The sequence below is a fragment of the Micromonospora sp. BL4 genome (assembly GCF_003667505.1).
GTDB lineage: Bacteria > Actinomycetota > Actinomycetes > Mycobacteriales > Micromonosporaceae > Micromonospora.
In genome coordinates this window covers 20,408-43,527 of record NZ_RCVJ01000139.1, presented here as the reverse complement: position 1 = coordinate 43,527, position 23,120 = coordinate 20,408, and the positions used below count along the sequence as shown (strand labels likewise).

Genomic DNA, 23,120 nt, shown 5'->3' with positions numbered 1-23,120 from the left:
TCACGCCGGGTGCGTCAGGGCGGTGTGCAGGGCGCGCATCGAGCGGATCGCCGAGCGGATCTCCTGGAGGTAGCGCCCCGGCGTGAGCGTCTGCTCGGGCAGCACGGCCAGGTCGGCCAGCGCCGGGTCCACCCCGACGGTGTCGATGCCGCAGCCGTACGGCACGGCCAGGGTGCGTAGCGCGTCGCAGTGCTGGAACGGCACGTAGATCGGCGCGGTGACCATCAGCACCTCGTCGCCCGGGGCGAGCTGGACGTGCCCGGCCCAGAATCGCTGCGTGTCGGCGGTGTGCGCGCGCCGCCGGTGCGGTTCGCTGGACGGCGCGGCGAGCACCCGCACCGGCGGCAGGCCCTCCGGCCGATAGGTCCGCGACGACCAGGAGTGGTGCGGGTGCCCGGTGTCGACACCGTCCTGCTCCGCGGGGGCGGCCACCCCGAACACCCGCCGGACGGCCGTGTCGAGCACGTCGACCTCGGTGTCGTCGGCGGGCAGGCCCGCGTCGGCCAGCGTCCGGCGTTCCCAGTCGGACAGCGGTCGGAAGCTGCCCAGCACGGCGACCTCGCCGCGCACCGGCACGCCGGCCCGCAGCAGGTGCGCGGCGTACCCGACCCGGCGCACGCAGGCGTGCGCCAGGCCGCCGAGAACCACCAGGTGGGCGTACGCCGGTCGGGCCGGCGCCACCGGCCGGATCAGGCCGAGGGCCGCCGCCGCCTGGAGCACCAGCTCGACGGTGGCGGGGTCGAGGTCCGGCTCCCGGGCGTCGGGCCGCTCGCGGCCGCCCCGGAAGTCCCAGTGTCGGGCGGAGAACTCGTCCAGGAAGCGGAGCACGTCGGCGAGGTCGCCGTCCGGCCAGTTGCCGCCGAAGCGGTCGACCAGCCGGCGAATCGGTTCCCCGCAGATCCACCCGGCGATGCCGGCGGCCGGGTCGCCCGACACCCGGATGGGCAGCGGTACGGGCAGCTCAGGCACCGCCGGATCGTACCGGGCCGGCGGAACGGCGTTCTTGCCGTCCCGTCGTACCCTGGCGGCAGTCGGCGCCCGGGAGGTACCTCGATGACCGATTTGCTCCACCGACCCCGTCGGGTCGGACCGCCCGGCGGGTTCGTCCGGCTGCTGGCGCACACCGACCCGGTCGCCCTGGTCGGCATCCTGCTGTCGATCTCGCTCTCCGTCACGTTGGACCTGACGAACGCGGCGACCGGGGTCGAATCGCTGCTCGCCGGGCTGATGGGCACCACCATCTCGCTGCTGGTGGATTCGCTGGCCCGCGCCGAGCGCCGCTTCCACCTGCGGACGATGCTGGAGGGGCCGTCCTGGCTGGTGCACGCGGTGCCCGAGGTGGTCACCGGCACCCGGGAGGCGGTCGAGCGTCATCCGGGCACCCGGGTCGCCGAGGAGGCCCGACGCCGCTTCGAACGGTTCCGGGCGCAGACCGAGCAGTTGCGCGCCGGGCGGATCATCCGGCCGGGCGACGACTTCCAGGACCTGCTCGGCGCGACCCGCGAGTGCGTACGGCGGCTGGACGCGGTGACCAACGTGATGCCGAGGGCCAGCGGCGAGTTGAGCTGGTGGCGTGGCGACATCGGGCGGCACTACTGGGCGGCCAACGTCGAGGCGCTGGCCCGGGGCGTACGGATCACCCGGGTCTTCCTGCACGCCGGGGTGACCGACGAGCTGGACGAGCTGGTGCGGGCGCAGCGCCGTGCCGGGGTGCGGGTGGGGCTGCTGCCGTGGGGCGTGGTCGAGGCCTCCCGGCACGTCAACCTGACCCTGTGGGACGGCGCCGCGTGCTGGGAGGGCGTGATGAGCGCGCACGGTGAGATCACCGAGAACCAGTACTCGGTCAACGCCGCCGACCTGGCCCGGCTCACCGACGTCTTCGAGGCCTGCGTCGAGGCCGCGACCTTCCTGGACTGACCGCGACCGGAGGGCGGGCCCGCCGATGACCGTGAGCGCAGTGCTGCTGGTGACGGCGGTGGTGTGGGCGGTGAGCCTGATCCGGTCGGTGCGCCTGCGGGCGTTCGTCTACAGTCTCCCGCTGCCGATGTCGCTGGCCCTGGTGAGCACCGGGCACCGGGTGGAGGGCGCGCAACTGCTCGGGGTGCTCGGCCTCAACCTGTTCTTCGTCGTCGTGGCGGTCACCCACCACCGGCTGCGCTGGCCGATCCTGCTCGCCGACGCCGCCGGGATCGCCGGGTACGTGGCGTTCAGCGCGGGCCTGCTCGCCGTGCCGGTGCCGTTCGCGCCGGCGTTGGTGGGCACCGTCGCGCTCTGGGCGTTGGCGATGCTGCTGCTGCGCCGACGCCACCCCGCTCCCGAGCCCGCCGCGCCCGTCACCGGGGCGCATTCGGGGCGACGACTGCCGGCGCCGGTCAAGCTGCTGGTGATCCTGCTCGGCGCGACGCTCACCGGGCTGCTCGGCGAGCTGCTGCGCGCGATGGTGGTGACGTTTCCGTACTCCGGGGTGCTGGTGGCCGTGGAGAGCCGCCGCGACCTGGTGGCGTTCACCCGGCACTTCGCCCGCAACAGCCTGGCGCTGGTCGCTTTCCTGGCGGCGTACCACCGGTGGCAGGACGGCCCGCCGGTCGCCGCCCTGGCCGCCGGCTGGGTGGCCTTCGCGCTGGTGGCCGGGGCGCTGCACGCGGCCACGCGGGTCGGCGTGATCCGTAGCCGCAGGAGCGCCACCGCGGCCGGCTGACGCACTGTCAGGGACGGGTGCGCGCTGCGCTACACAGTGGCAGTTGTCCACACCGGCCGCCGGTGGGAGCGTGCGGTATCCACGAACGCCGCTGAAGGGTTGCCACGATGACCGACGACCTGCTGGCCCGGCACCGGGCCGTGCTCCCGTCCTGGATGCCGCTGTACTACGCCGAGCCGATCGAGCTGGTGTCCGGCTCGGGCCGCCGGGTCACCGACGCCCAGGGCCGCAGCTACCTGGACTTCTTCGGCGGCGTGCTGACCAACATGATCGGCTACGACATTCCGGAGATCCGGGAGGCGGTCGAGCGTCAGCTCGCCACCGGCATCGCGCACACCTCGACGCTCTACCTGATCCGCCAGCAGGTGGAGCTGGCCGAGAAGATCGCGCAGCGCTCCGGCATCCCGGACGCGCGGGTGTTCTTCACCAACTCCGGCACCGAGGCGAACGAGGCCGCCCTGCTGGTCGCCACCAACCACCGTCGCTCGCACCAGATCCTGGCCGTGCGCAACAGCTACCACGGCCGGTCGTACGCGGCGATGGGCGTCACCGGCAACCGCAACTGGTCGGCCAGCGGGCTCAACCCCCTCCAGGTGGCCTGGCTGCACTCCGGCGACCGGGTGCGTGGTCTGCTGGCCCGGCTGAGCGCCGAGGAGCAGGTCGACGCGGCGGTGGACGACCTGCGCGAGGTGCTGGCCACCCAGACCGCCGGCGACGTGGCGGCGTTGATCGCCGAGCCGATTCAGGGCGTCGGTGGTTTCGTGCACCCGCCGGACGGGCTCTTCGCGGGCTGGAAGAAGGTCCTCGACGAGCACGGCATCCTGTTCATCGCCGACGAGGTGCAGACCGGCTGGGGGCGTACCGGGGAGCACTTCTGGGGCTACCAGGCGCACGGCGTCACCCCGGACCTGCTCACCTTCGCCAAGGGGATCGGCAACGGGTTCGCCCTCGCCGGGGTGGTCGGGCGCGCCGAGGTGCTGGAGTCGGTGCCGGCCATCAGCTTCTCCACGTTCGGCGGCAACCCCATTTCCACGGCGGCCGGCAACGCGGTGCTCGACTACCTGATCGCACACGACCTCCAGGCGAACGCGGCCCGGGTCGGCGCGATCCTCGCCGACGGCCTGCGGTCCGCCGTGGGCGGTCTCGACTGCGTCGCCGAGGTACGCGGGAAGGGGCTGATGCTCGGCGTCGAGTTCGTCCGGCCGGGCACCAGCGAGCCCGATCCGGCGCTGACGAACCGCGTCTTCGAGGCGTGCCGCGACGGCGGGCTGCTCGCGGGCAAGGGCGGCCTGTACGGCAACGTGCTGCGGATGGGTCCACCGTTGACGCTGACCGAGGAGGAGGCCCGCGAGGGTCTGGCGATCCTCGTCGACGCGATCCGCTCGGCGGCGGAGGTGGCGGCATGAGCATCGGGCACTTCATCGACGGCAAGCGGGTCGGCGGCACGTCCGAGCGGCGTGGCGACGTGTTCGACCCGGCGACCGGTCGGCGTACCGCCGAGGTGGAGCTGGCCTCGACCGCGGACGTCGACGTCGCGGTGCGGGCCGCCGTGCTCGCCGCCCGGTCGTGGCGGGACGCGTCGCTGGCGAAGCGGTCGGCGGTGCTGTTCGCGTTCCGCGAGCTGGTGCACGCGCGCCGCGACCGGCTCGCCGAGGTGATCACCGCCGAGCACGGCAAGGTGCTCGCCGACGCCGCCGGGGAGGTGCAGCGCGGTCTGGAGGTGATCGAGTACGCCTGCGGCCTGCCCTCGGCGCTGCGCGGCGCGTTCAGCGAGAACGTCTCCACCGAGGTCGACTCGTACACGATCCGGCAGCCGCTCGGGGTGGTCGCGGTGATCTCCCCGTTCAACTTCCCGGTGATGGTGCCGCTGTGGTTCGTGCCGGTCGCGGTGGCGTGCGGCAACGCGGTGGTGCTCAAGCCGAGTGAGAAGGACCCGAGCGCGGCGCTGCTGCTGGCCGAGTGGTTCGCCGAGGCGGGCCTGCCCGACGGGGTGCTGAACGTGGTCAACGGCGACAAGGAGGCGGTCGACGCGCTGCTGGACCACCCGGAGGTGCGGTCGGTGTCGTTCGTCGGCTCCACCCCGATCGCCCGGTACGTCTACCAGCGCGGCACCGCCGCCGGCAAGCGGGTGCAGGCGCTCGGCGGGGCGAAGAACCACATGGTGGTGCTCCCCGACGCCGACCTGGACCTGGCCGCCGACGCGACGGTCAACGCCGGGTTCGGGTCGGCGGGGGAGCGGTGCATGGCCATCTCGGTGCTGGTGGCGGTGGAGCCGGTGGCGGACGCGCTGGTCGAGCGGATCGCCGCGCGGCTGGCCGGGCTGCGTACCGGCGACGGCCGGCGCGGCTGCGACATGGGCCCGCTGGTCACCGCCGCGCACGCCGCGAAGGTGCGCGCCTACGTGGACGCCGGGGTGGCCGCCGGCGCGGTGCCGGTGGTGGACGGGCGGGACGTGACGCCGGACGGCGACCCGGACGGCTTCTGGCTGGGCCCGACGCTGTTCGACCGGGTGACCCCGCAGATGTCGATCTACACGGACGAGATCTTCGGGCCGGTGTTGAGCGTGGTCCGGGTCGGCTCGTACGACGAGGCGGTGGAGCTGGTCAACGCCAGCCCGTACGGCAACGGCACGGCGATCTTCACCAACGACGGTGGTGCGGCCCGGCGCTACCAGCACGAGGTGGAGGTGGGCATGGTCGGGATCAACGTGCCGATCCCGGTGCCGATGGCGTACCACTCGTTCGGCGGCTGGAAGTCCTCGCTCTTCGGCGACCTGCACGCGCACGGCGAGGACGGGGTGCGGTTCTTCACCCAAGGCAAGGTGGTCACCAGCCGGTGGCTGGACCCGCGCCACGGCGGCGTCAACCTCGGGTTCCCCACCCAGACCTGAGCAGCCGCAGCACGCCCGCCCCGGCCAGGTACGCCAGCAGCGCCGGGACGGGCGTGCCGAGCGGTTCCGGGGTTCGCGCCGGGGTCGCGCTGTTGATCAGCAGCGCGGCCACCACGGCGGCGTAGCCGGCCACGGTCAGCGCCGTCCGGGTCGTGGTGCCGCCGCCGGCCCGGCGCGCGGTGCGGTGCCGGCTGCTGCGGGCCTCCACCGGCCCGAAGATGGCGACCAGGATCGCCAGGACCACCGCGAGCAGCAGCAGCCAGGGCAGCCGCCACGCCCACCAGGCCGCCGAGCCGACCGCCGGGGTGGGCAGCGTCCCGGTCGCGTCGAGCAGGCCGACCAGCAGGACGGCGGCGCTCAGGTGCCAGAGGAAGACGGTCAGCACCACCAGGTTGACCCCGATCACGAGCTGCCACGGGCCGGTGCGGCGCAGCAGGCGCTCCGCCGGGCCGCGTAGCAGCAGGATCAGGCCGAGCTGGGTGGCGGCGACGGCCAGCAGCGCGAGGCTGGGCGGCGCGGCGTTGTCCAGCCGCTCGCCGGGCACGTGCAGCATGGACACCGGCCAGGGGCCGAGCACGGTGAGCAGGAGCAGCGCGGCCAGCCCGCCGGCCAGGAACACCACGCCGGCCCGGCGGGAGGTGGGCAGCCGGCGTCGGCGTACCCCCGGATGGCCGGGCGCCGACGGGCCGGCGGCTCCGGCCACGCCGGGCGGGGCGGCGCGGGCGTCGTGCCAGGCGAAGCCGAGCTGGTGCACGGCCAGCCAGCCGAACAGGTAGTTGCCGTACGCCAGCTCTTCCCGCCCGGTCAGCCGGGCCAGGTCGCCGACGCCGACCAGGGCGACGAGCACCAGCGGGACGGCGAGGCCGAAGCGGCGGTGCAGCGCGTACATCGGTGGGGTGAGCGCGACCACCGCCAGGTAGGCGACCAGGAACCAGAGCGGGATGGTGGCGAACCAGACCACCTCTCGGATCCGGGTCGGGTCGGCGTCGAGCAGCCGGGCCACCGCCGCCGCGGCGCAGAGCACCAGCACCAGCACGCTGGTGGGGCGCACCAGCCGGGCGCTGCGGTCGAGCAGCCAGCCGGCGGCGTCGCCGTCGCGGGCCCGCAGCCGGGTCAGCGAGGCCGCGTTGGCGTAGCCGCCGACGAGGAAGAAGACCGGCATCACCTGGGCCACCCAGGTCAGCGGGTACGCCCAGGGCAGGTCGCCGAGCGCGGAGTGCCCGGTGGGCCGACCGGAGGCGTCCCGTTCGATCACCGTGACGCCCCAGTGTCCGAGGACGACCATGGTGATGGCCAGGGCGCGGAGCAGGTCGATGTACCGCTCCCGGCTGGGCGGGGTGCGCTCCGCGAGCTGGCGCAGGCGGCGCATCGCCTCAGGGTATGCGACCCGGTGTTGGCCGGTGGTGATAACGGTTCGGCTGCCGGGGGTTGAAGTCCGGGCGTCGCTGCCGTAGAAATTCTTCAACGACTTCGTGTCAAATGAAGACAAGCAACACATCCCCCCCAGCGCCTCGATGCGACGGACGCCACCCCCATCACCGGCGCCCGCCCGACCCGACCCGAGGAGACATCATGAACAGGCGTGACATCCTGCGGCGCAGCGCCGCCGCCGGCCTGCTGGCCACCCCCGCCGCCGGCCTGCTGACGGGCTGCGCCACCGGCGGCGGCGACGACAAGAGCGACGCCAACGCCTACAAGGGCACCAAGAGCGAGCAGAACCCGCTCGGCGTGAAGGAGGACGCTCCGCTCGAGGTGGTGATCTTCGGCGGTGGGTTCGGCGATGAGTACGCCAAGGCCCACGAGACCATGTACACCGAGCGGTACCCGAAGGCGACGATCAAGCACTCCGTCACCCAGGAGATCAGCAAGACCCTCCAGCCGCGCTTCGTCGACGGCACCCCGCCGGACGTGGTCAACAACTCCGGCACCGGCCAGATCGACTTCAACGGCCTGGTCAGCCAGAACGCCCTCGCCGACCTCGGCGAGCTGCTCGCCGCCCCGAGCCTCGACGTCCCCGGCAAGACGGTCAAGGACACCCTGCTGCCCGGCGCGGTCGAGATCGGCTCGTACGACGGCAAGTTCCTGGTGATGAACTACACCTACACCGCGTACGGCATCTGGCACTCCAGCAAGCTGTTCACGGATCGCAAGTGGGAGTACGCCAAGACCTGGGACGACCACATCGCGCTCTGCAAGCAGATCAAGGCCGCCGGCATCGCCCCCTGGACGTACGCCGGCATCCACCCGCGCTACATGAGCTGGCCGCTGATCTCCACCGCGATCAAGTTCGGCGGCCCGTCGGTGGCCACCGCCCTCGACAACCTGGAGCCGAACGCCTGGAAGTCCGACGCGATGAAGGCCGCTGCCGACGCCTGGCACCAGATCGTCAAGGACAAGTACATCCTGGAGGGCTCGCCCGGCCTCGACCACAAGCAGTCGCAGACGGCCTGGTGCCAGGGCAAGGCCGCGTTCATCTCCTGCGGCTCCTGGCTGGAGAGCGAGCAGAAGGACGTCACCCCGGCCGGCTTCAACATGACCATCGCGCCGACGCCGAGCCTGGGCAGCGGCGACAAGCTGCCGTTCGAGGCGATCCGGGGCACCGCCGGCGAGCCGTTCATGGTGCCGGCCAAGGCCCGCAACGTCGCCGGCGGCCTGGAGTACTTCCGGACCATGCTGTCCAAGAAGGGCGCCCAGGACTTCACGAAGAAGGTCGCCAGCCTCACCGTGGTGGCCGGCGCCACCGAGGGCGTCGAGCTGCCGTACGGGCTGAGCACCGTGGTCAAGGCACTGGACGCGTCCGGCGCCAACGGCTTCAACTGGGTCTACAACAACTTCTACCGCAAGCTGGAGCGCAACCTCGTCGACGCCGCGTGCGGCGAGTTCTTCAGCGGCCGGATCGGCCCGGCGGACTTCCTCGACCAGTGCCAGAAGGGCGCCGACTCGATCGCCCAGGACAGCTCGATCAAGAAGTTCAAGCGGGCAGCGTGACGCCCCGGCCGGTGGGGGCGGACGGCCCCCACCGGCCGCACCACGGGAAGTAGGTCCTCATCGTGAGACATGGCAAGTGGCCGCTGATCGTCACCTTCCTGGTGCCGCCGGTGCTGCTGTACATCGTCTTCGTCGTGTCGCCGTACCTCCAGGCGTTCCAGATCTCCACCACCGACTGGCTCGGCTACTCGGCCGACGCCAACTCGGTCGGCCTGGCGAACTTCAAGACCCTGTGGAACGACGGGTACGTCTGGAACGCGTTGCAGAACAACGCGATTCTGCTGGCGCTGGTGCCGGTGCTGACCATCGTGCTCGGGCTCTTCTTCGCCACCATGCTCGCCATGGGTGGGCGCAAGGGCCGCGCCGGTGTGACCGGGGTACGCGGCGGTGCGCTCTACCGCACGGTGTACTTCTTCCCGCAGGTGCTCTCCGTGGTGATCATCGCGCTGCTCTGGAAGGAGGTCTACCACCCCAACCAGGGGCTGCTCACCAGTGGGCTGCACGCCCTCGGCCTCCCCGCGCCGACCTGGCTCGGCGACCCGGCGACCGCCTTCTGGTGCGTGCTGGCCGTGATGGTCTGGAGCAACGTCGGTTTCTACGTGGTGCTGTTCGGCGCGGCCATGTCGGCCGTTCCCAAGGAGATCTACGAGGCGGTGCTGCTCGACGGCGCGTCCCGGTTCACCACGCTACGCCGGGTCACGCTGCCGCTGCTCTGGGACACCGTCCAGGTCGCCTGGGTCTACCTGGCCATCTTCGCCCTGGACGGGTTCATCCTCGTGCAGTTGATGACCAACGGCGGGCCGAACTTCTCCACCGACGTGATCGGCGTACGGATGTACGACACCGCCTTCGGCAGCGAAACCAAGTTCGGCTACGCCTCGGCCATCGGCGTGGTGATGTTCTTCCTGACCCTCTCGGTGGCGGCGCTGTCGCTGCGGGTCGGCCGGCGCGATCGGATCGAGTACTCGTGACCACACTGGACAAGCCCGCCACCACCGCCACCGCTCCGACGTCCGCCGCCGGCCGGGACCGCCCGATCCGCCGCGAACTCGGCGTGGCCAACGTCTTCTCGCACGGGTTCCTGCTGATCTGGGGCCTGCTCACCGTTCTGCCGCTGCTGTGGATGTTCATCAGCTCGTTCAAGACCAACGGCGAGATCCTGGCCGACCCGTGGGGGCTGCCCGGGGCGTTGCACTGGGACAACTGGGCGCGGGCCTGGACCGGCGCGCACATCGGCCGGTACTTCCTCAACAGCCTGGTCGTGGTGGCCGGCTCGGTCAGCCTCACCATGCTGATGGGCGCCACCGCCGCGTACGTCTTCGCCCGGTACGAGTTCCGTGGCCGGCAGTTCGTCTACTACCTCTTCGTCGGCGGGCTGATGTTCCCGGTGTTCCTCGCCCTGGTGCCGCTCTTCTTCGTGGTCCGCAACGCCGGTCTCTTCGGCACCTGGACCGGCCTGATCCTGGTGTACGCGGCCTACTCGCTGCCGTTCACGGTGTTCTTCCTGACCGCGTTCTTCCGGACGCTGCCGACCTCGGTGGCCGAGGCCGCGATGGTCGACGGCTGCGGTCACTTCCGGTTGTTCTTCCGGGTGATGCTGCCGATGGCGCGTCCGGGACTGATCAGTGTGGCGCTCTTCAACTTCCTCAGCCACTGGAACCAGTTCCTGTTACCGCAGGTGTTGATGCAGGGCGACGAGTCCAAGTGGGTGCTCGCCCAGGGGCTGTTCGCCCTGTCGGTCAGTCAGGGCTACGCCGGCGACTACGCCCGGCTCTTCGCCGGGCTGAGCATCGCCGTGCTGCCGGTGCTCGCCGTGTACGTGGGCTTCCAGCGACAGGTGCAGACCGGGCTGACCGCGGGCCAGCTCAAGTAGGGTCTCCGCTTGACCGGTAGGAAAACTCCTACCTATTGTGGTCGGCATGACCGTGACCCACGTGCAACTGCTCTCCGTGCCCGTCGCCGACCAGGACCGGGCCCGGGACTTCTACGTCGACGTGCTCGGGTTCGACCTGATCTGGGACAACCCGATGGGCCCCGACGGCGGGCGCTGGGTGCAGGTCGCACCGCCGGGTGCCGCCACCGCCCTGACCCTGGTCACCTGGTTCCCGACCATGCCGCCCGGGTCGCTCAAGGGCCTGGTGCTGGAGACCGACGACCTGGACGCGGACGTCGCCCGGCTCCGGGAGCGGGGGGTGGACTTCGCCGACGGGGGCGTCCGGTCCGCCCCCTGGGGCCGCTACGCCACCTTCGACGACCCGGACGGCAACGGCATCGTCCTGCAGGCCACCCGTGTCTGAGTCGGACGTCTTCGCGGCGCTCGCCAACCCGACCCGCCGGGAGCTGCTGCGGCTGCTGCGCGACGGCGGCCAGCAGCCGGTGCAGCGGCTCGCGGACCACTTCGACATGCGTCGGCCGAGCCTGTCCGAGCACCTCAAGGTGCTCAAGGAAGCCGGCCTCGTGACCGAGCGGCCAGTCGGCCGGCAACGGCTGTACGCACTGCGGCCGGAGCCACTACGCGAGGTCGCCGACTGGCTCAGCCCGTACGAGGCGTACTGGCGCGGTCGCCTCGGCGCGCTGCGCGACGTGCTGGACGAGCTCGACGATGAGTGAGCGCGGCACCATCCGGGTGGATCAGTTCCTGCCCCATCCACCAGCAAAGGTCTGGCGGGCGCTGACCGATCCTGATCTCATCGCGCGCTGGCTGATGCAGACCGACTTCGTGCCCGTCGTCGGCCACCGGTTCACGTTCCGCACCGACCCGCGCCCCGGGTTCGACGGCATCGTGCGCTGCGAGGTGCTCGACCTCGACCCCCAGCGCCTGCTGCGTTGGTCCTGGCGCGGCGGATCGCTGGACACGGTGGTGACCTGGACCCTCCTCGCCGAGGGCCGGGGCACCCGGCTCTTCCTCGAACACTCCGGCTTCGACCCGGACGACCCGCTCCAACAGCGCACCTACGCCCTGCTCGACGGCGGCTGGCGCTCGCACGTCTGGCGCCGCCTGACCAAGGTCCTCGACGCGCCCCCGTCCTAGCCCACCGCACCTCCACGCCTGCGCTGGCACCGCGCCGCACCGCGCCGCGCCGCACCGCGCCGCGCCGCACCGCGCCGCGCCGCACCGCACCGCACCGCATCGTGCCGTGTCGTGCCGCGCCGTGCCGCGTCGTGCCGCCCTGTGGAGCGTCGCGTCGCGTCGCGTCGCGTCGTGCTGTGGAGCGCCGCGTCGCGGACCCATGATCGTGCTCGATCCTGGAAAGAGTCCTCACCGCCCGACGGATGGGGACTACTTCCTGGATCGAGCGCGATCATGCGCATCGTTCGTACCTGCGACGGGCCCGCTGCGCCGACGCGCCGACGCGCCCCAAGATCCGCACAACATCGGGGACGTTGGGGCCTTCCGCTCCCCGGAGGCAACAACTTCGGCGATGTTGTGCGGATCTTGGCGCGGGGTGCACGGCGCGGGGCGCACGGCGCGGGACGCGGGGGCGTGCGGGCGCGGGGCTGGGAAATGCGGTGGCGCCGGCGTGGCTTCGGCGCGCAGGATGCGCGTGTGATTGAGGCGTACCCGATGCAGGTCCCTGTCCGTGCGGCCACTGCCGTGCGTCGACAGCGGCCGGTCCGGGGACGAGCCTCGACCCGGCACCGACGTCCGTGAGCGGGGCGTTCCTGGCCGGTCTGGTGGCCGGTTACGGCGTCGCCATCCCCGTCGGCGCGATCGCGATCCTGATTCTGGGCCTGAGTGCGCGTACCTCGTTTCGGGTCGGCGCGGCCGCGGCGCTCGCGGTGGCGACGGCCGACGGCCTGTACGCGGCGGTCGCCGCGCTCGGTGGCGCCGGCCTGGCCGGGATCGTCGGGCCGGTCGCCGGGCCGCTGCGGGTGGTCGCCGCCGTGGTCCTGCTCGGTCTCGCCGGGCACGGTCTGTGGCGGACCTGGTCCGCCCACCGCTCGCGGCAGACGCCGGCGGCACCCGTCGGGCGTGGTCTGAGCACGCCCGGGCGGGCCTACGCGGCGTTGCTCGGGCTGACCCTGCTGAACCCGGCGACGGTGCTGTACTTCACCGCGCTGGTGCTCGGTCGTCGGGACACCGCCGACGCGGACCCGGGCGCGGCGGCGCTCTTCGTGGCGGGCGTGTTCCTGGCGTCGGCGAGTTGGCAGCTGGTCATCGCCGGCGGTGGCACCGTGGTCGGTCGGGCACTGAGCAGCCCGCGCGGGCGCCTGGTCACCGGCCTGGTCTCCAGCGCGCTGATCGCCGCGCTGGCGGTGGCCGCGCTGCTGCCGGGCTGAGCGCCGCGCCCGACCGCCCGATCTGCGCTGTCGTGCCGTACGGTCGGGCGGTGACCAGTCGACCCGCAGCCGGGGGAGGCCGGTGGGTGGAGGTCGACCCGGCCCGCGTCGGGCGCTGGGTCGAGGGCTTCGCCGACCGGCACGGCCCGCACGCCACCACCGAGCGGGAGTACGGCCTGCTGCTCACCGCCCCGGACGGGGCCACCGCCGAGCTGTACGCCCCACCCGGCGCGCCGGCCAGCGGTGACGTCCCCGGGTTCGTGGCCGCTGCCGTGGCGCCCCGCCGGATCGGCCTGCTGCTGGCCCGCAAGGGCGCGGTGGCCGTCGGCGTGGCCGAGGGCGCCGACCTTGTCGTCTCCAAGGTGGACACCCGGTACGTGCAGGGGCGCACCGCCGCTGGTGGATGGTCCCAGCACCGGTTCGCCCGGCGGCGCGACAACCAGGCCAAGGCGGCGCTGGGTGATGCGGCGGACCTGGCCGTACGCCTGCTGTTGCCGGAGGCGGCGGCGCTGACGGCGATGGTCTGCGGTGGTGACCGCAAGGCGGTGGACACGGTGCTGGCCGATCGGCGGTTGGCCCCGCTCGTGCCCCTGCGCGCCGAGCGGCTGCTCGACGTGCCCGAGCCTCGGCACGCGGTGCTCGTCGCCGCGGTGGCTGCGGCTCGTGCGGTACGGATCCGGCTGCGCGACCCGGCACCCGACTGACCTTGCCCGCTCGGAGGAACCGGCGTTCCTGGCGTTCCGCCGTGCTGCCCCTCCCGTGTCGATCATGGAGTTGTGGTGGTGGACGAAGGTTGCTCGTCCGCCCATACCGGGCACCACAACTTCATGATCGACGGGGACGGCGACCGGGGCCAGTCTCAGAGCTGGTCGGTGCCGAAGGTGTCGCAGGTCTTCGGGTTGCCCTGGTCGTAGCCCTGCTGGAACCAGCGCTGGCGCTGCGCTGAGGTGCCGTGGGTGAACGAGTCCGGGTTGACCTGCCCGCCGGAGCGTTCCTGGATGCTGTCGTCGCCGATCGCCTCGGCGGCCTTCAGCGCCTCGCTGATGTCGGTCTGGGTGATCGACTTGAACAGCGGTTCCTGGCCGGTCTTGTCCTTGGTCTCGGTGGCGTGCTTGGCCCAGGCGCCGGCGTAGCAGTCGGCCTGCAACTCCAGCCGGACGGACGCGGAGCGGGGGCCGCTCTGGTCGCCCTGGCTGGCCTTCTCGTTGGTGCCGAGCAGGTTCTGGATGTGGTGTCCGTACTCGTGGGCGAGCACGTAGGGCTGGGCGAACTCGCCCTTGGCGCCGAACCGGGAGGCCAACTCCTCGTAGAAGCTGAGGTCGATGTAGACCTGCCGGTCGGCGGGGCAGTAGAACGGGCCGACGCCCGAGTCGGCCTGCCCGCAGCCGGTGTTCACGGCGGCCTGGAAGTAGTTGGTGTCGGTCGGCTCGTACTTCCCGTTGCCCAGCTCCGGGTACGCCTCCTGCCAGTAGCCCTGGATGCTGTTGACGTAGGCCAGGTTGCGGCAGCGCAGGTCGTCGAAGCGCTGGGGGTTGTCGCGCGAGCAGAGCTGCTCCAGGTCGGTGCCGCCGGCCTGCCCGCCCTCGTCGCCGTTGGTCATCGCGTTCAGGCCGAACCCACCGCCGAGCAGCGCGACCAGCACGGCCACCACGATGCCGATCAGTCCGCCGCGACCACCGCCGCCGGGAAGTGGAATGCCGAGGCCACCGCCCCCTCCACCGCCCCGGCCCCGGTCGTTGACCTGGGAGGTGTCGAGCTCGGCCCGCTCGTTGAGTTCCATGCTGACCCCGATCGCCGTATGCCGGTGAATGTCGTGTGAATGTCGTTCTGTCCTCAAAATGCCGGACGGGGTCCGGACAGCGCTTTCGGTACCCGATGATCTTGATCGGTAATCCGGACGGGCCCTCCAGCGACGCCCGGTACACTGGTTGGGTGCTGCGCTGCGAAGGCTGAACCGCCCCGCGCCGTCGGGCCACCGAGCCCGCCGGCGGTTTCGCGTGCCCCGAGTCAGCCTTCCAGACCCCGAGAGCGAGCCCCGAACAGATGATCACTGCCACCGGCCTGGAACTGCGTGCCGGCTCCCGGATCCTGCTGTCCGACACCACCCTGCGTGTGCAGCCCGGTGACCGGATCGGCCTGGTGGGCCGCAACGGCGCCGGGAAGACCACCACGCTGAAGGTGCTCGCCGGCGAGGGTCAGCCGTACGCCGGGCAGATCGACCAGCGCAGCGCCATCGGCTACCTGCCGCAGGACCCGCGTACCGGCGACCTGGAGGTGACCGGTCGCGACCGGGTCCTCTCCGCGCGCGGCCTGGACGTGCTGATGTCCCAGATGCAGGAGATCGAGGCCAAGCTCGCCGAGGACGCCGACGAGAAGCTGGTCCGCCGCTACGGCGCGCTGGAGGACCAGTTCGCCGCCCTGGGCGGGTACGCCGCCGAGGCCGAGGCCGCGCGGATCTGCGCCAACCTGGGCCTGCCGGACCGCGCGCTCGCGCAGTCCATCGGCACCCTCTCCGGCGGGCAGCGACGGCGTATCGAGCTGGCCCGGATCCTGTTCCGGGACGCCGGCGAGAACGGCGGCGGCATCCTGCTCCTCGACGAGCCGACCAACCACCTCGACGCCGACTCGATCACCTGGCTGCGGGGCTTCCTGGCCAACCACAAGGGCGGCCTGATCGTGATCTCCCACGACGGCGCGCTGCTGGAGTCGGTGGTCAACAAGGTCTGGTTCCTCGACGCCACGCGGTCCGTGGTCGACGTGTACAACCTGGGCTGGAAGGCGTACCTGGAGGCGCGCGAGACCGACGAGCGCCGCCGTCGCCGGGAGCGGGCCAACGCCGAGAAGAAGGCCGGCGCCCTGATGGCGCAGGCCGACAAGATGCGGGCCAAGGCCACCAAGACCGTCGCCGCGCAGAACATGGCCCGCCGGGCCGAGAAGCTGATTTCCGGCCTGGAGGAGGTGCGGGTCGCCGACCGGGTCGCCAAGGTCCGCTTCCCCAGCCCGGCGCCGTGCGGCAAGACCCCGCTCACCGCGACCGGCCTGTCCAAGTCGTACGGGTCGCTGGAGATCTTCACCGACGTCAACGTGGCGGTGGACCGCGGCTCCCGGGTGGCCATCCTGGGGCTCAACGGCGCCGGCAAGACGACGCTGCTGCGGATGCTCGGCGGCCTGCTGGCGCCGGACACCGGCGAGGTGCACGCCGGGCACGGCCTGCGGCTGGGTTACTACGCCCAGGAGCACGAGACGCTGGACGTGGAGCGGACGGTGCTGGAGAACATGCGCGCCGCCGCCGTCGAGCAGTCCGACACGGACCTGCGCAAGATTCTCGGCGCGTTCCTCTTCTCCGGCGACGACGTGAACAAGCCGGCCGGGGTGCTGTCCGGCGGCGAGAAGACCCGGCTGGCCCTGTCCACCCTGGTCTGTTCCGGCGCCAATGTGCTGCTGCTCGACGAGCCGACGAACAACCTCGACCCGGTCAGCCGGGAGCAGGTGCTCGACGCGATCGCCAACTACCCGGGCGCGATCGTGCTGGTCACCCACGACCCGGGCGCGGTCCTGGCGCTCAAGCCGGACCGGGCGATCCTGCTGCCGGACGGCGACGAGGACGCCTGGAGCGACGACCTGCTCGAGTTGGTCGAGCTGGCCTGACCGGTCGCGTGTCGGGCGGGGCCGCCCCGCCCGGCCGCCCTCAGCCGAGCAGGTCGACCAGCCGGCCGAGCACGCCGGAGCTGACCAGGATCACCACCCCGATGCCGACGAAGATCGCCGGCACCAGCCAGTGGCCGGCGCGCTCCACCAGGCGCACCACCCGGGGGTGCCCGCCCAGCCAGGCCCCGGCGGCGCACCACAGCGCGATGAGCAGCACGAAGACCAGCAGGAAGACCGCGCTGTCGGCCGGGCCGAGGGCGCGGAACACGGGTACGTAGACGGCCACGTTGTCCGCGCCGTTCGCGATCGTCACCCCGGCCACGCCGAGCGTGGAGGCCACCACGGCGGGCGCCTCGTCGTCGTCGCGCCGCACGAGGGCGCGGATCCCGAGCGCGATCGGCAGCAGACCGAGCAGCCCGGTCCACGGGTCGGGCACCACCAGCAGACCCGCGGCGACCACCGCGCTGGCCAGTGCCAGTGTCCCGATGCCCAGATATTGTCCGGCGACGATCTGCCGGGCCCGCGGGCGGCCGGTGCGGCGGGCGCTGACGAAGAACAGCGTCAGGAGGACGATGTCGTCGATGTCGGTGGCGGCGAAGACCACGGCCGCCCCGGCCGCGGTGCCCAGCAGGTCGATCACGACCGCAGGGTACGGGTCGTCGGCGGGCACTGTCGCACGGCGATGGTGGTACGCCCGGACGGCGCGGCGGGACCGATCGCCAGGATCACTCTATCGGGAAGCTGACATTGCATAGCGTGTCGGTTGGCGAAGAGTTGATATCTGGCGCATGATCGTTCGAGACGGTCTAATAGGTGGGACCGTATCCGAACCGCACAGTCTGGGACGTGAGGACACAGCATGGCAGCCACTGGCACAGCCACCAGCACTGAGAAGGGTCGCCGGATCGTCGGAGCCGAGCGTCAGACGCTCGCCAAGGACCTGGTAAAGCGGTACACCTCGGGGGAAAGCATCCGCGCGCTGGCGGCCTCGACCGGCCGTTCCTACGGGTTCATCCACCGAGTGCTCACCGAGTCCGGGGTGCAGCTGCGTCAGCGCGGCGGTGCCCGGCGCCGCAAGAAGGCGTGACCCGACCCTCAGCGTCGTCCACCAGCGCCGTTCCCCGGGCGGTCCGGTGACCGCCGAGACGACCGGGGTCCGGCTGACCTGCGACGGGCCGGTCGCCACGGTGACGTTGTGCCGGCCCGACGTGCTCAATGCGCAGACGCCCGCGATGTGGCGCGCGATGAGCGACTTCTCCCGCGACCTGCCCGGCGATGTGCGGGTGGTTGTGGTCCGGGGCGAGGGGCGCGCGTTCTCCGCCGGTCTCGACCTCGCCGTGGCCGGCGCGTCCGGGCCGGGCTCCTTCGCCGAGCTGGCCACGCTGCCCGAGCAGGAGTGTGCCGACCGCATCGCCGAGTTCCAGGCCGGGTTCACCTGGCTGCACCGGCCCGACGTCATCTCGGTCGCGGCCGTGCAGGGTCACGCGATCGGCGCCGGGTTCCAGCTCGCTCTGGCCTGCGACCTGCGCGTCCTGACCGCCGACGCGAACCTGTCGATGGCCGAGGTGACCCTCGGCCTGGTGCCCGACCTGGCCGGCACGAAGCGCCTCGTCGAGCTGGTCGGCTATGCCCGGGCGCTGGAGATCTGCGCGACCGGCCGGCGGCTGGACGCGGCCGAGGCGGACCGGATCGGGCTCGCCACGCTGGTCGTGCCTCCCACCGAGCTGGACGACGCCGTCCGTGACCTGACCGCCGGGCTGCTCGCCGGCGCACGGGACGCGGTGGTGGAGATCAAGGCTCTGATCGCCGGTGCGGCCGGGCGGTCGCACGCCGACCAGCAGCGCGCCGAACGGGAGGCACAGACCCGGCGGCTGCGTGACCTCGCCGGCCAGGGAGAATAGTAAGGACCGTTCGGGAAGATCCGGGTTACGACCGAGGTTGTCACAGTCGTCGGGAGAATTGACCTGACGACTCGGTCCGCCCGACGACCCGGAGGTGAGTGGTGTCCAACCCGATGTCCGGCGGTGGCATGGCGGGCTGGAGCATGCTCCGGTCGATGCGTAACCGGGACGAGGTCTCCACCCACCGGCTGAAGCACGGGGTGGCCCGGCGGATCGTCGCCTTCGCCCAGCCCTACCGACGCGACATCGTGGTCTTCCTGGCCACCGTGGTCCTGGCCGCCATCATCGGCGTGGCCACCCCCGTGCTCGCCGGCGACGTGATCAACGCGATCAACCGGGGCGGCACCGAGGCCGGCCGGCTGGTGGTCAAGCTGGCCCTGTTCATCGCCGGGCTCGCGGTCGCCGACGCGCTGCTCTCGCTGGCGCAGCGGTGGTATTCCGCCCGGATCGGCGAGGGCATCATCCTCAACCTGCGCACCCGGGTCTACGACCACGTGCAGCGGATGCCGTTGCAGTTCTTCACCCGCACCCAGACCGGCGCACTGGTCAGCCGGCTCAACAACGACGTCCTCGGAGCCCAGCGGGCGTTCACCTCCACCCTCTCCGGGGTGGTCAGCAACGTCATCCAGCTGGTGCTCACCGCCGCGGTGATGTTCACCCTCTCCTGGCAGATCACCGCGCTCTCGCTGGTGCTGCTGCCGATCTTCATCATTCCGGCCCGCCGGGTCGGCCGGCGGCTGGCCGACATCACCCGCGAGGCGTACAACCTCGACGCCAAGATGAACGCGACCATGACCGAGCGGTTCGGGGTGGCCGGCGCGCTGCTGGTGAAGCTCTTCGGTCAGCCCGAGATCGAAGCCCGCCGGTTCGCCGGTCGAGCCGAGCGGGTGCGCGACATCGGCATCCAGTCCGCCATGTACTCGCGGACGTTCTTCGTGGCGATGCTGCTGGTCGCCTCGCTGGCCCAGGCGCTCACCTACGGTCTCGGCGGCTGGCTCGCGGTGACCGGCGGTGTCAGCGCGGGCACCGTCGTGACCCTCGCGCTGCTGCTCACCCGCCTGTACGGGCCGCTCACCGCGCTCTCCAACGTCCGGGTGGACGTGATGAGCGCACTCGTCTCGTTCGACCGCGTCTTCGAGGTGCTCGACCTGAAGCCGGGCATCGTGGAGAAGCCCAACGCGGTGCCGGTGCCCCGGGGCGCCGGCCGAGTCGACTTCCGCGACGTGCGGTTCCGCTACCCGAGCGCCGCCGAGATCTCCCTCGCCTCGCTGGAGGAGGTCGCCACGCTCGACCGCACCGTCAACGAGCCGGTGCTCAAGGGCGTCTCGTTCAGCGTCGAGCCGGGGCAGATGGTCGCCCTGGTCGGCCCGTCCGGCGCCGGCAAGTCGACGCTGTCCATGCTGATCTCCCGGATCTACGACGTCACCGACGGGCAGGTGCTGGTCGGCGGGGTGGACGTGCGCGACGCGACGCTCGCCTCCCTGCGCGACGAGATCGGCGTCGTCACCCAGGATTCGCACCTGTTCCACGAGACGATCGCCGAGAACCTGCGCTACGCCAAGCCGGACGCCACCGACGACGAGATCTGGGCCGCCCTGGCGGGCGCCCAGGTCGCCGACCTGGTCCGGTCGCTGCCCGACGGGCTGGACACCACCGTGGGGGAGCGCGGCTACCGGTTCTCCGGCGGCGAGAAACAGCGCATCGCCATCGCCCGGCTGCTGCTCAAGGCCCCGTCGATCGTGATCCTCGACGAGGCGACGGCGCACCTGGATTCGGAGAGCGAGGCGGCGGTGCAGCGGGCGCTGTCGGTGGCTCTGGTGGGGCGTACCGCCCTGGTGATCGCGCACCGGCTCTCGACCGTCCGCGACGCCGACCAGATCCTGGTCCTGGACGGTGGGCGGGTCGTCGAGCGTGGGCGGCACGAGGAGTTGGTGGCGGTCGGCGGGCTTTACGCCGAGCTGTACCGGACCCAGTTCGCGGTCGCCGACTCGCCCACCCCGTACGTGGACGCGACCGGCCCCGAGCCGGTGATCATGCCGCTGGGCACCTACGTCGCCGACGAGGCGCTGCCGCCCGCAGCCGCCAACTGACCCGGTTGGTCATCTGGCTCACCTTCCAGCGCGGAGCGGCCACGAGTGCTCCGTTGGAGACACGGGCAGTTCGCAGGCCGCCGGTGGGAGGGTCAGGCACCGAATGGTGGGTGTGGTGAGTCGACGACGTGGACGCCCCGGGACCGCAGGAGCGCGTTGACCCGGTCCCGGGTCTCCTGGTCCGGCTTGCGCAAATTCCAGATGCGACCCACCAGGACCGCGCTGTTGGGGCCGGGCACGTCCCACGGCCCGCCATCGGGATAGACGGCCAGGGCGATCTGCCCGAAGCCGGGCCGGGTCAACCCGGCTTCGCGGATCTCCTCCCATCGGTAGCGGCGGGTGACGCGGCCGCGATGTCGGACCAGCAGTCCGGTGTGGTCGGCCAACACGGCGTCGCCCCGCTGCCACCACGCCACCAGCACCGTGGCGAGCAGAAGAGCGACCGGCACGAACGGAAAGGCGGGCGCCAGCCAGATGCCGGCGCCGACCAGCGCGGCGAGCACACCGATCGGGACGAGCACCGCGGGCCACAGCTGCGAGGCGAGCAGCTCCTCCAGATCGGGCCTCTGATCGTCGGCCATGTGGTGTTCGTTCCCCGTTCGCAGTGGAACGACACCGGTCGATCACAGTGCGAGGCAAGGCCGCTGGTCGGTCCCCCCGGTGCTGTGGGTCGTCCTGTCCGACGTGGAAGTCCGGCGCCAGTGCAGCCTTTGGTTCGCCGAGAGGCGACGGCGGCGTTCAGGTCGCCGAGCGGTCCGGCAGACCGGTCGCCAGGCGCAGCTCGGCGAACGCGGCGCCCAGGGTCGCCGGCGTGAAGTGCGCGTTCAGCCCGCTCGGGTTGGGCAGCACCCACAGCCGCGCCCCGGCCAGCGACTCCGGCTGCGGCCCGAAGGCGGCCCTGGGCCGGCCGAAACCGATCCGGTACGCCGTCACACCCACCACCGCCACCCAGCCCGGCCGGTGCCGGGCCACCTTGTCGGTCAGGATCGCGGCGCCCTCGTAGAGTTCCTCGGTGCTCAGTTCGTCGGCGCGGGCGCTGGCCCGGGCGGCCATGTTGGTGATGCCGAGGCCGAGGGTGGGCAGCTCGTCCTGCTCGCTCGGGTGCAGCAGCCGGGGGGTGAATCCTCCCCGGTGCAGCGCGGGCCAGAACCTGTTGCCCGGCCGGGCGAAGTGCCAACCGGTCGCGGCCGACCACAGGCCGGGGTTGATGCCGACGAAGAGCACCGCCAACCCCGGCGCGAGAACGTCGGGGATGGTCCGGTCCGCGGCGGCGGCCAGCTCCGCCCGGGTCGGCCGGGGGTGCCCGGCGGCGTCGGTGGCCCGCCGGACCGGGTTGGGCGTCACAGCCCGCGCAGCGCGCCACCGTCGACCGGCACGGTGACGCCGGTCAGGTAGCTCGCGGCGGGGGAGAGCACGAACGCGGCCACGCGACCGAACTCGGCCGGGTCCCCGATGCGCCGCAGCGGGATGGTGGCCTCCGCCTCGGCGCGGGCCCGCTCCGGGTCGCCGGTGGCGGCGAACAACTGCCGGTTGCGGTCGGTGAGGATCCGGCCGGGCAGCAGGCCGACGATTCGCACGCCGCGCGGGCCGTAGTCGTCGGCGATGTCCTTGGCGACCCCCACCAGGCCGGGCCGCAGGCCGTTGGAGATGCCCAGGCCGGGCACCGGGCCGCGGGCCGAGGTGGAGAGCACCAGCCCGATCGCGCCGCCCTCGGGCAGCGCGTCAGCGACCGTGCGTACCGCGCGGACGGTGCCCAGGAAGACCGTCTCGAAGGACTGCCGCCACTGCTCGTCGCTGATCACGGCGGCGTTGCCCGCGGGCGGGCCGCCGACCGAGACCAGTGCGCCGTCGAGTCGACCGAAATGCTGTCGGGCCGCCTCGACGAGCTGCCCGGGCGTCTCCGGGTCGGCGAGGTCCGCGGCCAGGCCGAGCGCCCGCTCCGGGCCGCCCAGCCGCTCGGCGGCGGCGGCCACCGCGTCGGCGTCCCGGGCCGAGAGCACCACCCGGGCCCCGTCGGCCACCAGGCACTGCGCCGTCGCGTAACCGAGGCCGCGGGAGGCGCCGGTGAGCACGTACACCCGGTCGGTCAGTCCGAGATCCATGCCGCCGATCCTGCCGCATCCGGTACGCCGTCGCCACCAGCGGGCAGCGCCGCCGGTGGACGCGGGGCGGGGCGCAGCAGGCGTACCCTGCCGGCGATCTGCGCCGCGACGGCGCCGCCGGCGCGGGCGACCGCCGGCAGCCGACGCGGACGCGGCGTGGAGCGCCCGTCGTAGCGCAGGACCACCTCCCGGGCAACCAGCTCCTCGGCGCCCGCCGGGGGCAGTGCGCCCCGCTCGCGCAGGGCCCGGGCCAGGTCCCAGCCGTCGCGCAGCGATCCGACGGTGGGGCGGTTGGCGGCCCAGTCGGCGAAGGTCGACGGCCAGCCCGCGCCGAGGCCGGCGGCGAGCAGCGGCCAGTGCCGGGCCACCTCGCCGGCTCGCTTACGCAGCAGGGCCGCCCGGGTGGCGGCCAGCGGCCCCGGTGCGAACCCGGCCGGCGGCGGTCCCCCGGCTACCAACGCCGCGACCAGCTCCGCCTGCCGTTGGGCGAGCCGGCCCGTGGTCGGGTCGCCGGCGCGGTCG

General features: G+C 72.5%; 24 protein-coding genes. 16 read left to right on the top strand and 8 right to left on the bottom strand.

The window, feature by feature from the left end:
• Positions 1-969 carry a hypothetical protein gene (locus EAD89_RS17515; protein ID WP_233578775.1) on the bottom strand — a complete coding sequence of 323 codons (969 nt, stop codon included), beginning with the start codon at positions 967-969 and terminating at the stop codon, positions 1-3.
• Between the two features lie 84 nt (positions 970-1,053).
• On the opposite strand from EAD89_RS17515, the gene EAD89_RS17510 reads away from it, so the two are divergent.
• The 4 genes from EAD89_RS17510 to EAD89_RS17495 all read left to right on the top strand — a co-directional run bounded on the left by EAD89_RS17510 (position 1,054) and on the right by EAD89_RS17495 (position 5,588).
• Positions 1,054-1,917 carry a hypothetical protein gene (locus EAD89_RS17510; protein WP_121676504.1) on the top strand — a complete coding sequence of 288 codons (864 nt, stop codon included), beginning with the start codon at positions 1,054-1,056 and terminating at the stop codon, positions 1,915-1,917.
• Positions 1,918-1,942: 25 nt separating this feature from the next.
• A complete protein-coding gene (locus EAD89_RS17505; RefSeq protein WP_121676503.1) occupies positions 1,943-2,698 on the top strand; it encodes a hypothetical protein in 756 nt (251 codons plus the stop codon).
• Positions 2,699-2,805: 107 nt separating this feature from the next.
• Positions 2,806-4,104, top strand: coding sequence for an aspartate aminotransferase family protein (locus EAD89_RS17500; protein WP_121676502.1), 1,299 nt, complete (start codon positions 2,806-2,808; stop codon positions 4,102-4,104).
• The gene (locus EAD89_RS17495) at positions 4,101-5,588 is read left to right on the top strand and encodes a CoA-acylating methylmalonate-semialdehyde dehydrogenase (RefSeq protein WP_121676501.1); all 1,488 of its coding nucleotides are present in this window, start codon (positions 4,101-4,103) and stop codon (positions 5,586-5,588) included. The genes EAD89_RS17500 and EAD89_RS17495 overlap by 4 nt, the downstream gene beginning before the upstream one ends.
• Here the strand turns inward: EAD89_RS17495 and EAD89_RS17490 are convergent.
• The gene (locus tag EAD89_RS17490) at positions 5,560-6,957 is read right to left on the bottom strand and encodes an acyltransferase (protein ID WP_121676500.1); all 1,398 of its coding nucleotides are present in this window, start codon (positions 6,955-6,957) and stop codon (positions 5,560-5,562) included. The two genes, EAD89_RS17495 and EAD89_RS17490, sit on opposite strands and share 29 nt — an antisense overlap.
• A 203-nt stretch (positions 6,958-7,160) precedes the next feature.
• Here EAD89_RS17490 and ngcE point away from each other — a divergent pair, with 203 nt between their 5' ends.
• The 8 genes from ngcE (at position 7,161) to EAD89_RS17450 (ending at position 13,561) form a co-directional block, all read left to right on the top strand.
• Entirely contained in the window at positions 7,161-8,576 is a 1,416-nt protein-coding gene (gene ngcE, locus EAD89_RS17485; protein WP_121676499.1) for an N-acetylglucosamine/diacetylchitobiose ABC transporter substrate-binding protein, read from the top strand.
• Between the two features lie 62 nt (positions 8,577-8,638).
• A complete protein-coding gene (locus EAD89_RS17480) occupies positions 8,639-9,547 on the top strand; it encodes a carbohydrate ABC transporter permease (RefSeq protein ID WP_121676498.1) in 909 nt (302 codons plus the stop codon).
• Positions 9,544-10,449: a carbohydrate ABC transporter permease gene (locus tag EAD89_RS17475; RefSeq protein WP_121676497.1), complete on the top strand. Its 906-nt coding sequence runs from the start codon at positions 9,544-9,546 to the stop codon at positions 10,447-10,449. The genes EAD89_RS17480 and EAD89_RS17475 overlap by 4 nt, the downstream gene beginning before the upstream one ends.
• A 46-nt stretch (positions 10,450-10,495) precedes the next feature.
• The gene (locus EAD89_RS17470; protein WP_121676496.1) at positions 10,496-10,873 is read left to right on the top strand and encodes a glyoxalase superfamily protein; all 378 of its coding nucleotides are present in this window, start codon (positions 10,496-10,498) and stop codon (positions 10,871-10,873) included.
• On the top strand, positions 10,866-11,186 hold the full coding sequence (locus EAD89_RS17465) for a helix-turn-helix transcriptional regulator (RefSeq protein ID WP_121656876.1): 321 nt from the start codon (positions 10,866-10,868) through the stop codon (positions 11,184-11,186). Before EAD89_RS17470 ends, EAD89_RS17465 begins: the two co-directional genes overlap by 8 nt.
• Complete coding sequence (locus tag EAD89_RS17460) at positions 11,179-11,607, top strand: SRPBCC domain-containing protein (RefSeq protein ID WP_121676495.1); 429 nt, start codon at positions 11,179-11,181, stop codon at positions 11,605-11,607. The genes EAD89_RS17465 and EAD89_RS17460 overlap by 8 nt, the downstream gene beginning before the upstream one ends.
• 617 nt (positions 11,608-12,224) lie before the next feature.
• Entirely contained in the window at positions 12,225-12,857 is a 633-nt protein-coding gene (locus EAD89_RS17455; protein WP_121676494.1) for a LysE family transporter, read from the top strand.
• A 50-nt stretch (positions 12,858-12,907) separates the two neighbouring features.
• Positions 12,908-13,561: an acVLRF1 family peptidyl-tRNA hydrolase gene (locus EAD89_RS17450; RefSeq protein ID WP_121676511.1), complete on the top strand. Its 654-nt coding sequence runs from the start codon at positions 12,908-12,910 to the stop codon at positions 13,559-13,561.
• A 155-nt stretch (positions 13,562-13,716) separates the two neighbouring features.
• On the opposite strand, the gene EAD89_RS17445 is transcribed toward EAD89_RS17450, so the two are convergent.
• Positions 13,717-14,637: a neutral zinc metallopeptidase gene (locus EAD89_RS17445; RefSeq protein ID WP_121676493.1), complete on the bottom strand. Its 921-nt coding sequence runs from the start codon at positions 14,635-14,637 to the stop codon at positions 13,717-13,719.
• 263 nt (positions 14,638-14,900) lie between these two features.
• Between EAD89_RS17445 and EAD89_RS17440 the strand changes: the two genes are divergently transcribed.
• On the top strand, positions 14,901-16,505 hold the full coding sequence (locus EAD89_RS17440; RefSeq protein WP_121676492.1) for an ABC-F family ATP-binding cassette domain-containing protein: 1,605 nt from the start codon (positions 14,901-14,903) through the stop codon (positions 16,503-16,505).
• A 40-nt stretch (positions 16,506-16,545) separates the two neighbouring features.
• Here EAD89_RS17440 and EAD89_RS17435 read toward each other — a convergent pair whose 3' ends face one another.
• Entirely contained in the window at positions 16,546-17,145 is a 600-nt protein-coding gene (locus tag EAD89_RS17435) for a cadmium resistance transporter (protein ID WP_121656694.1), read from the bottom strand.
• A 219-nt stretch (positions 17,146-17,364) separates the two neighbouring features.
• Here EAD89_RS17435 and EAD89_RS17430 point away from each other — a divergent pair, with 219 nt between their 5' ends.
• From EAD89_RS17430 to EAD89_RS17420, 3 genes are all read left to right on the top strand, one after another.
• Positions 17,365-17,592, top strand: a complete 228-nt coding sequence (locus tag EAD89_RS17430; RefSeq protein ID WP_007462679.1) for a helix-turn-helix domain-containing protein — start codon at positions 17,365-17,367, stop codon at positions 17,590-17,592.
• 46 nt (positions 17,593-17,638) lie between these two features.
• On the top strand, positions 17,639-18,406 hold the full coding sequence (locus EAD89_RS17425; RefSeq protein ID WP_121676491.1) for an enoyl-CoA hydratase/isomerase family protein: 768 nt from the start codon (positions 17,639-17,641) through the stop codon (positions 18,404-18,406).
• Between the two features lie 113 nt (positions 18,407-18,519).
• Entirely contained in the window at positions 18,520-20,496 is a 1,977-nt protein-coding gene (locus tag EAD89_RS17420) for an ABC transporter ATP-binding protein (RefSeq protein WP_121676510.1), read from the top strand.
• A 92-nt stretch (positions 20,497-20,588) separates the two neighbouring features.
• Here the strand turns inward: EAD89_RS17420 and EAD89_RS17415 are convergent, their stop codons facing one another.
• The 4 genes from EAD89_RS17415 to EAD89_RS17400 form a co-directional block, all read right to left on the bottom strand.
• Complete coding sequence (locus tag EAD89_RS17415) at positions 20,589-21,077, bottom strand: hypothetical protein (RefSeq protein ID WP_121656689.1); 489 nt, start codon at positions 21,075-21,077, stop codon at positions 20,589-20,591.
• 157 nt (positions 21,078-21,234) lie between these two features.
• Positions 21,235-21,840, bottom strand: coding sequence for a G/U mismatch-specific DNA glycosylase (gene mug / locus EAD89_RS17410; protein ID WP_121676490.1), 606 nt, complete (start codon positions 21,838-21,840; stop codon positions 21,235-21,237).
• Positions 21,837-22,598 carry an SDR family oxidoreductase gene (locus EAD89_RS17405; protein WP_121676489.1) on the bottom strand — a complete coding sequence of 254 codons (762 nt, stop codon included), beginning with the start codon at positions 22,596-22,598 and terminating at the stop codon, positions 21,837-21,839. Before EAD89_RS17405 ends, mug begins: the two co-directional genes overlap by 4 nt.
• Positions 22,583-23,068 (bottom strand): hypothetical protein, encoded by a 486-nt coding sequence (locus EAD89_RS17400; protein ID WP_233578777.1) that lies wholly within the window; start codon positions 23,066-23,068, stop codon positions 22,583-22,585. Before EAD89_RS17400 ends, EAD89_RS17405 begins: the two co-directional genes overlap by 16 nt.
• Between the last annotated feature and the right edge of the window lie 52 nt (positions 23,069-23,120).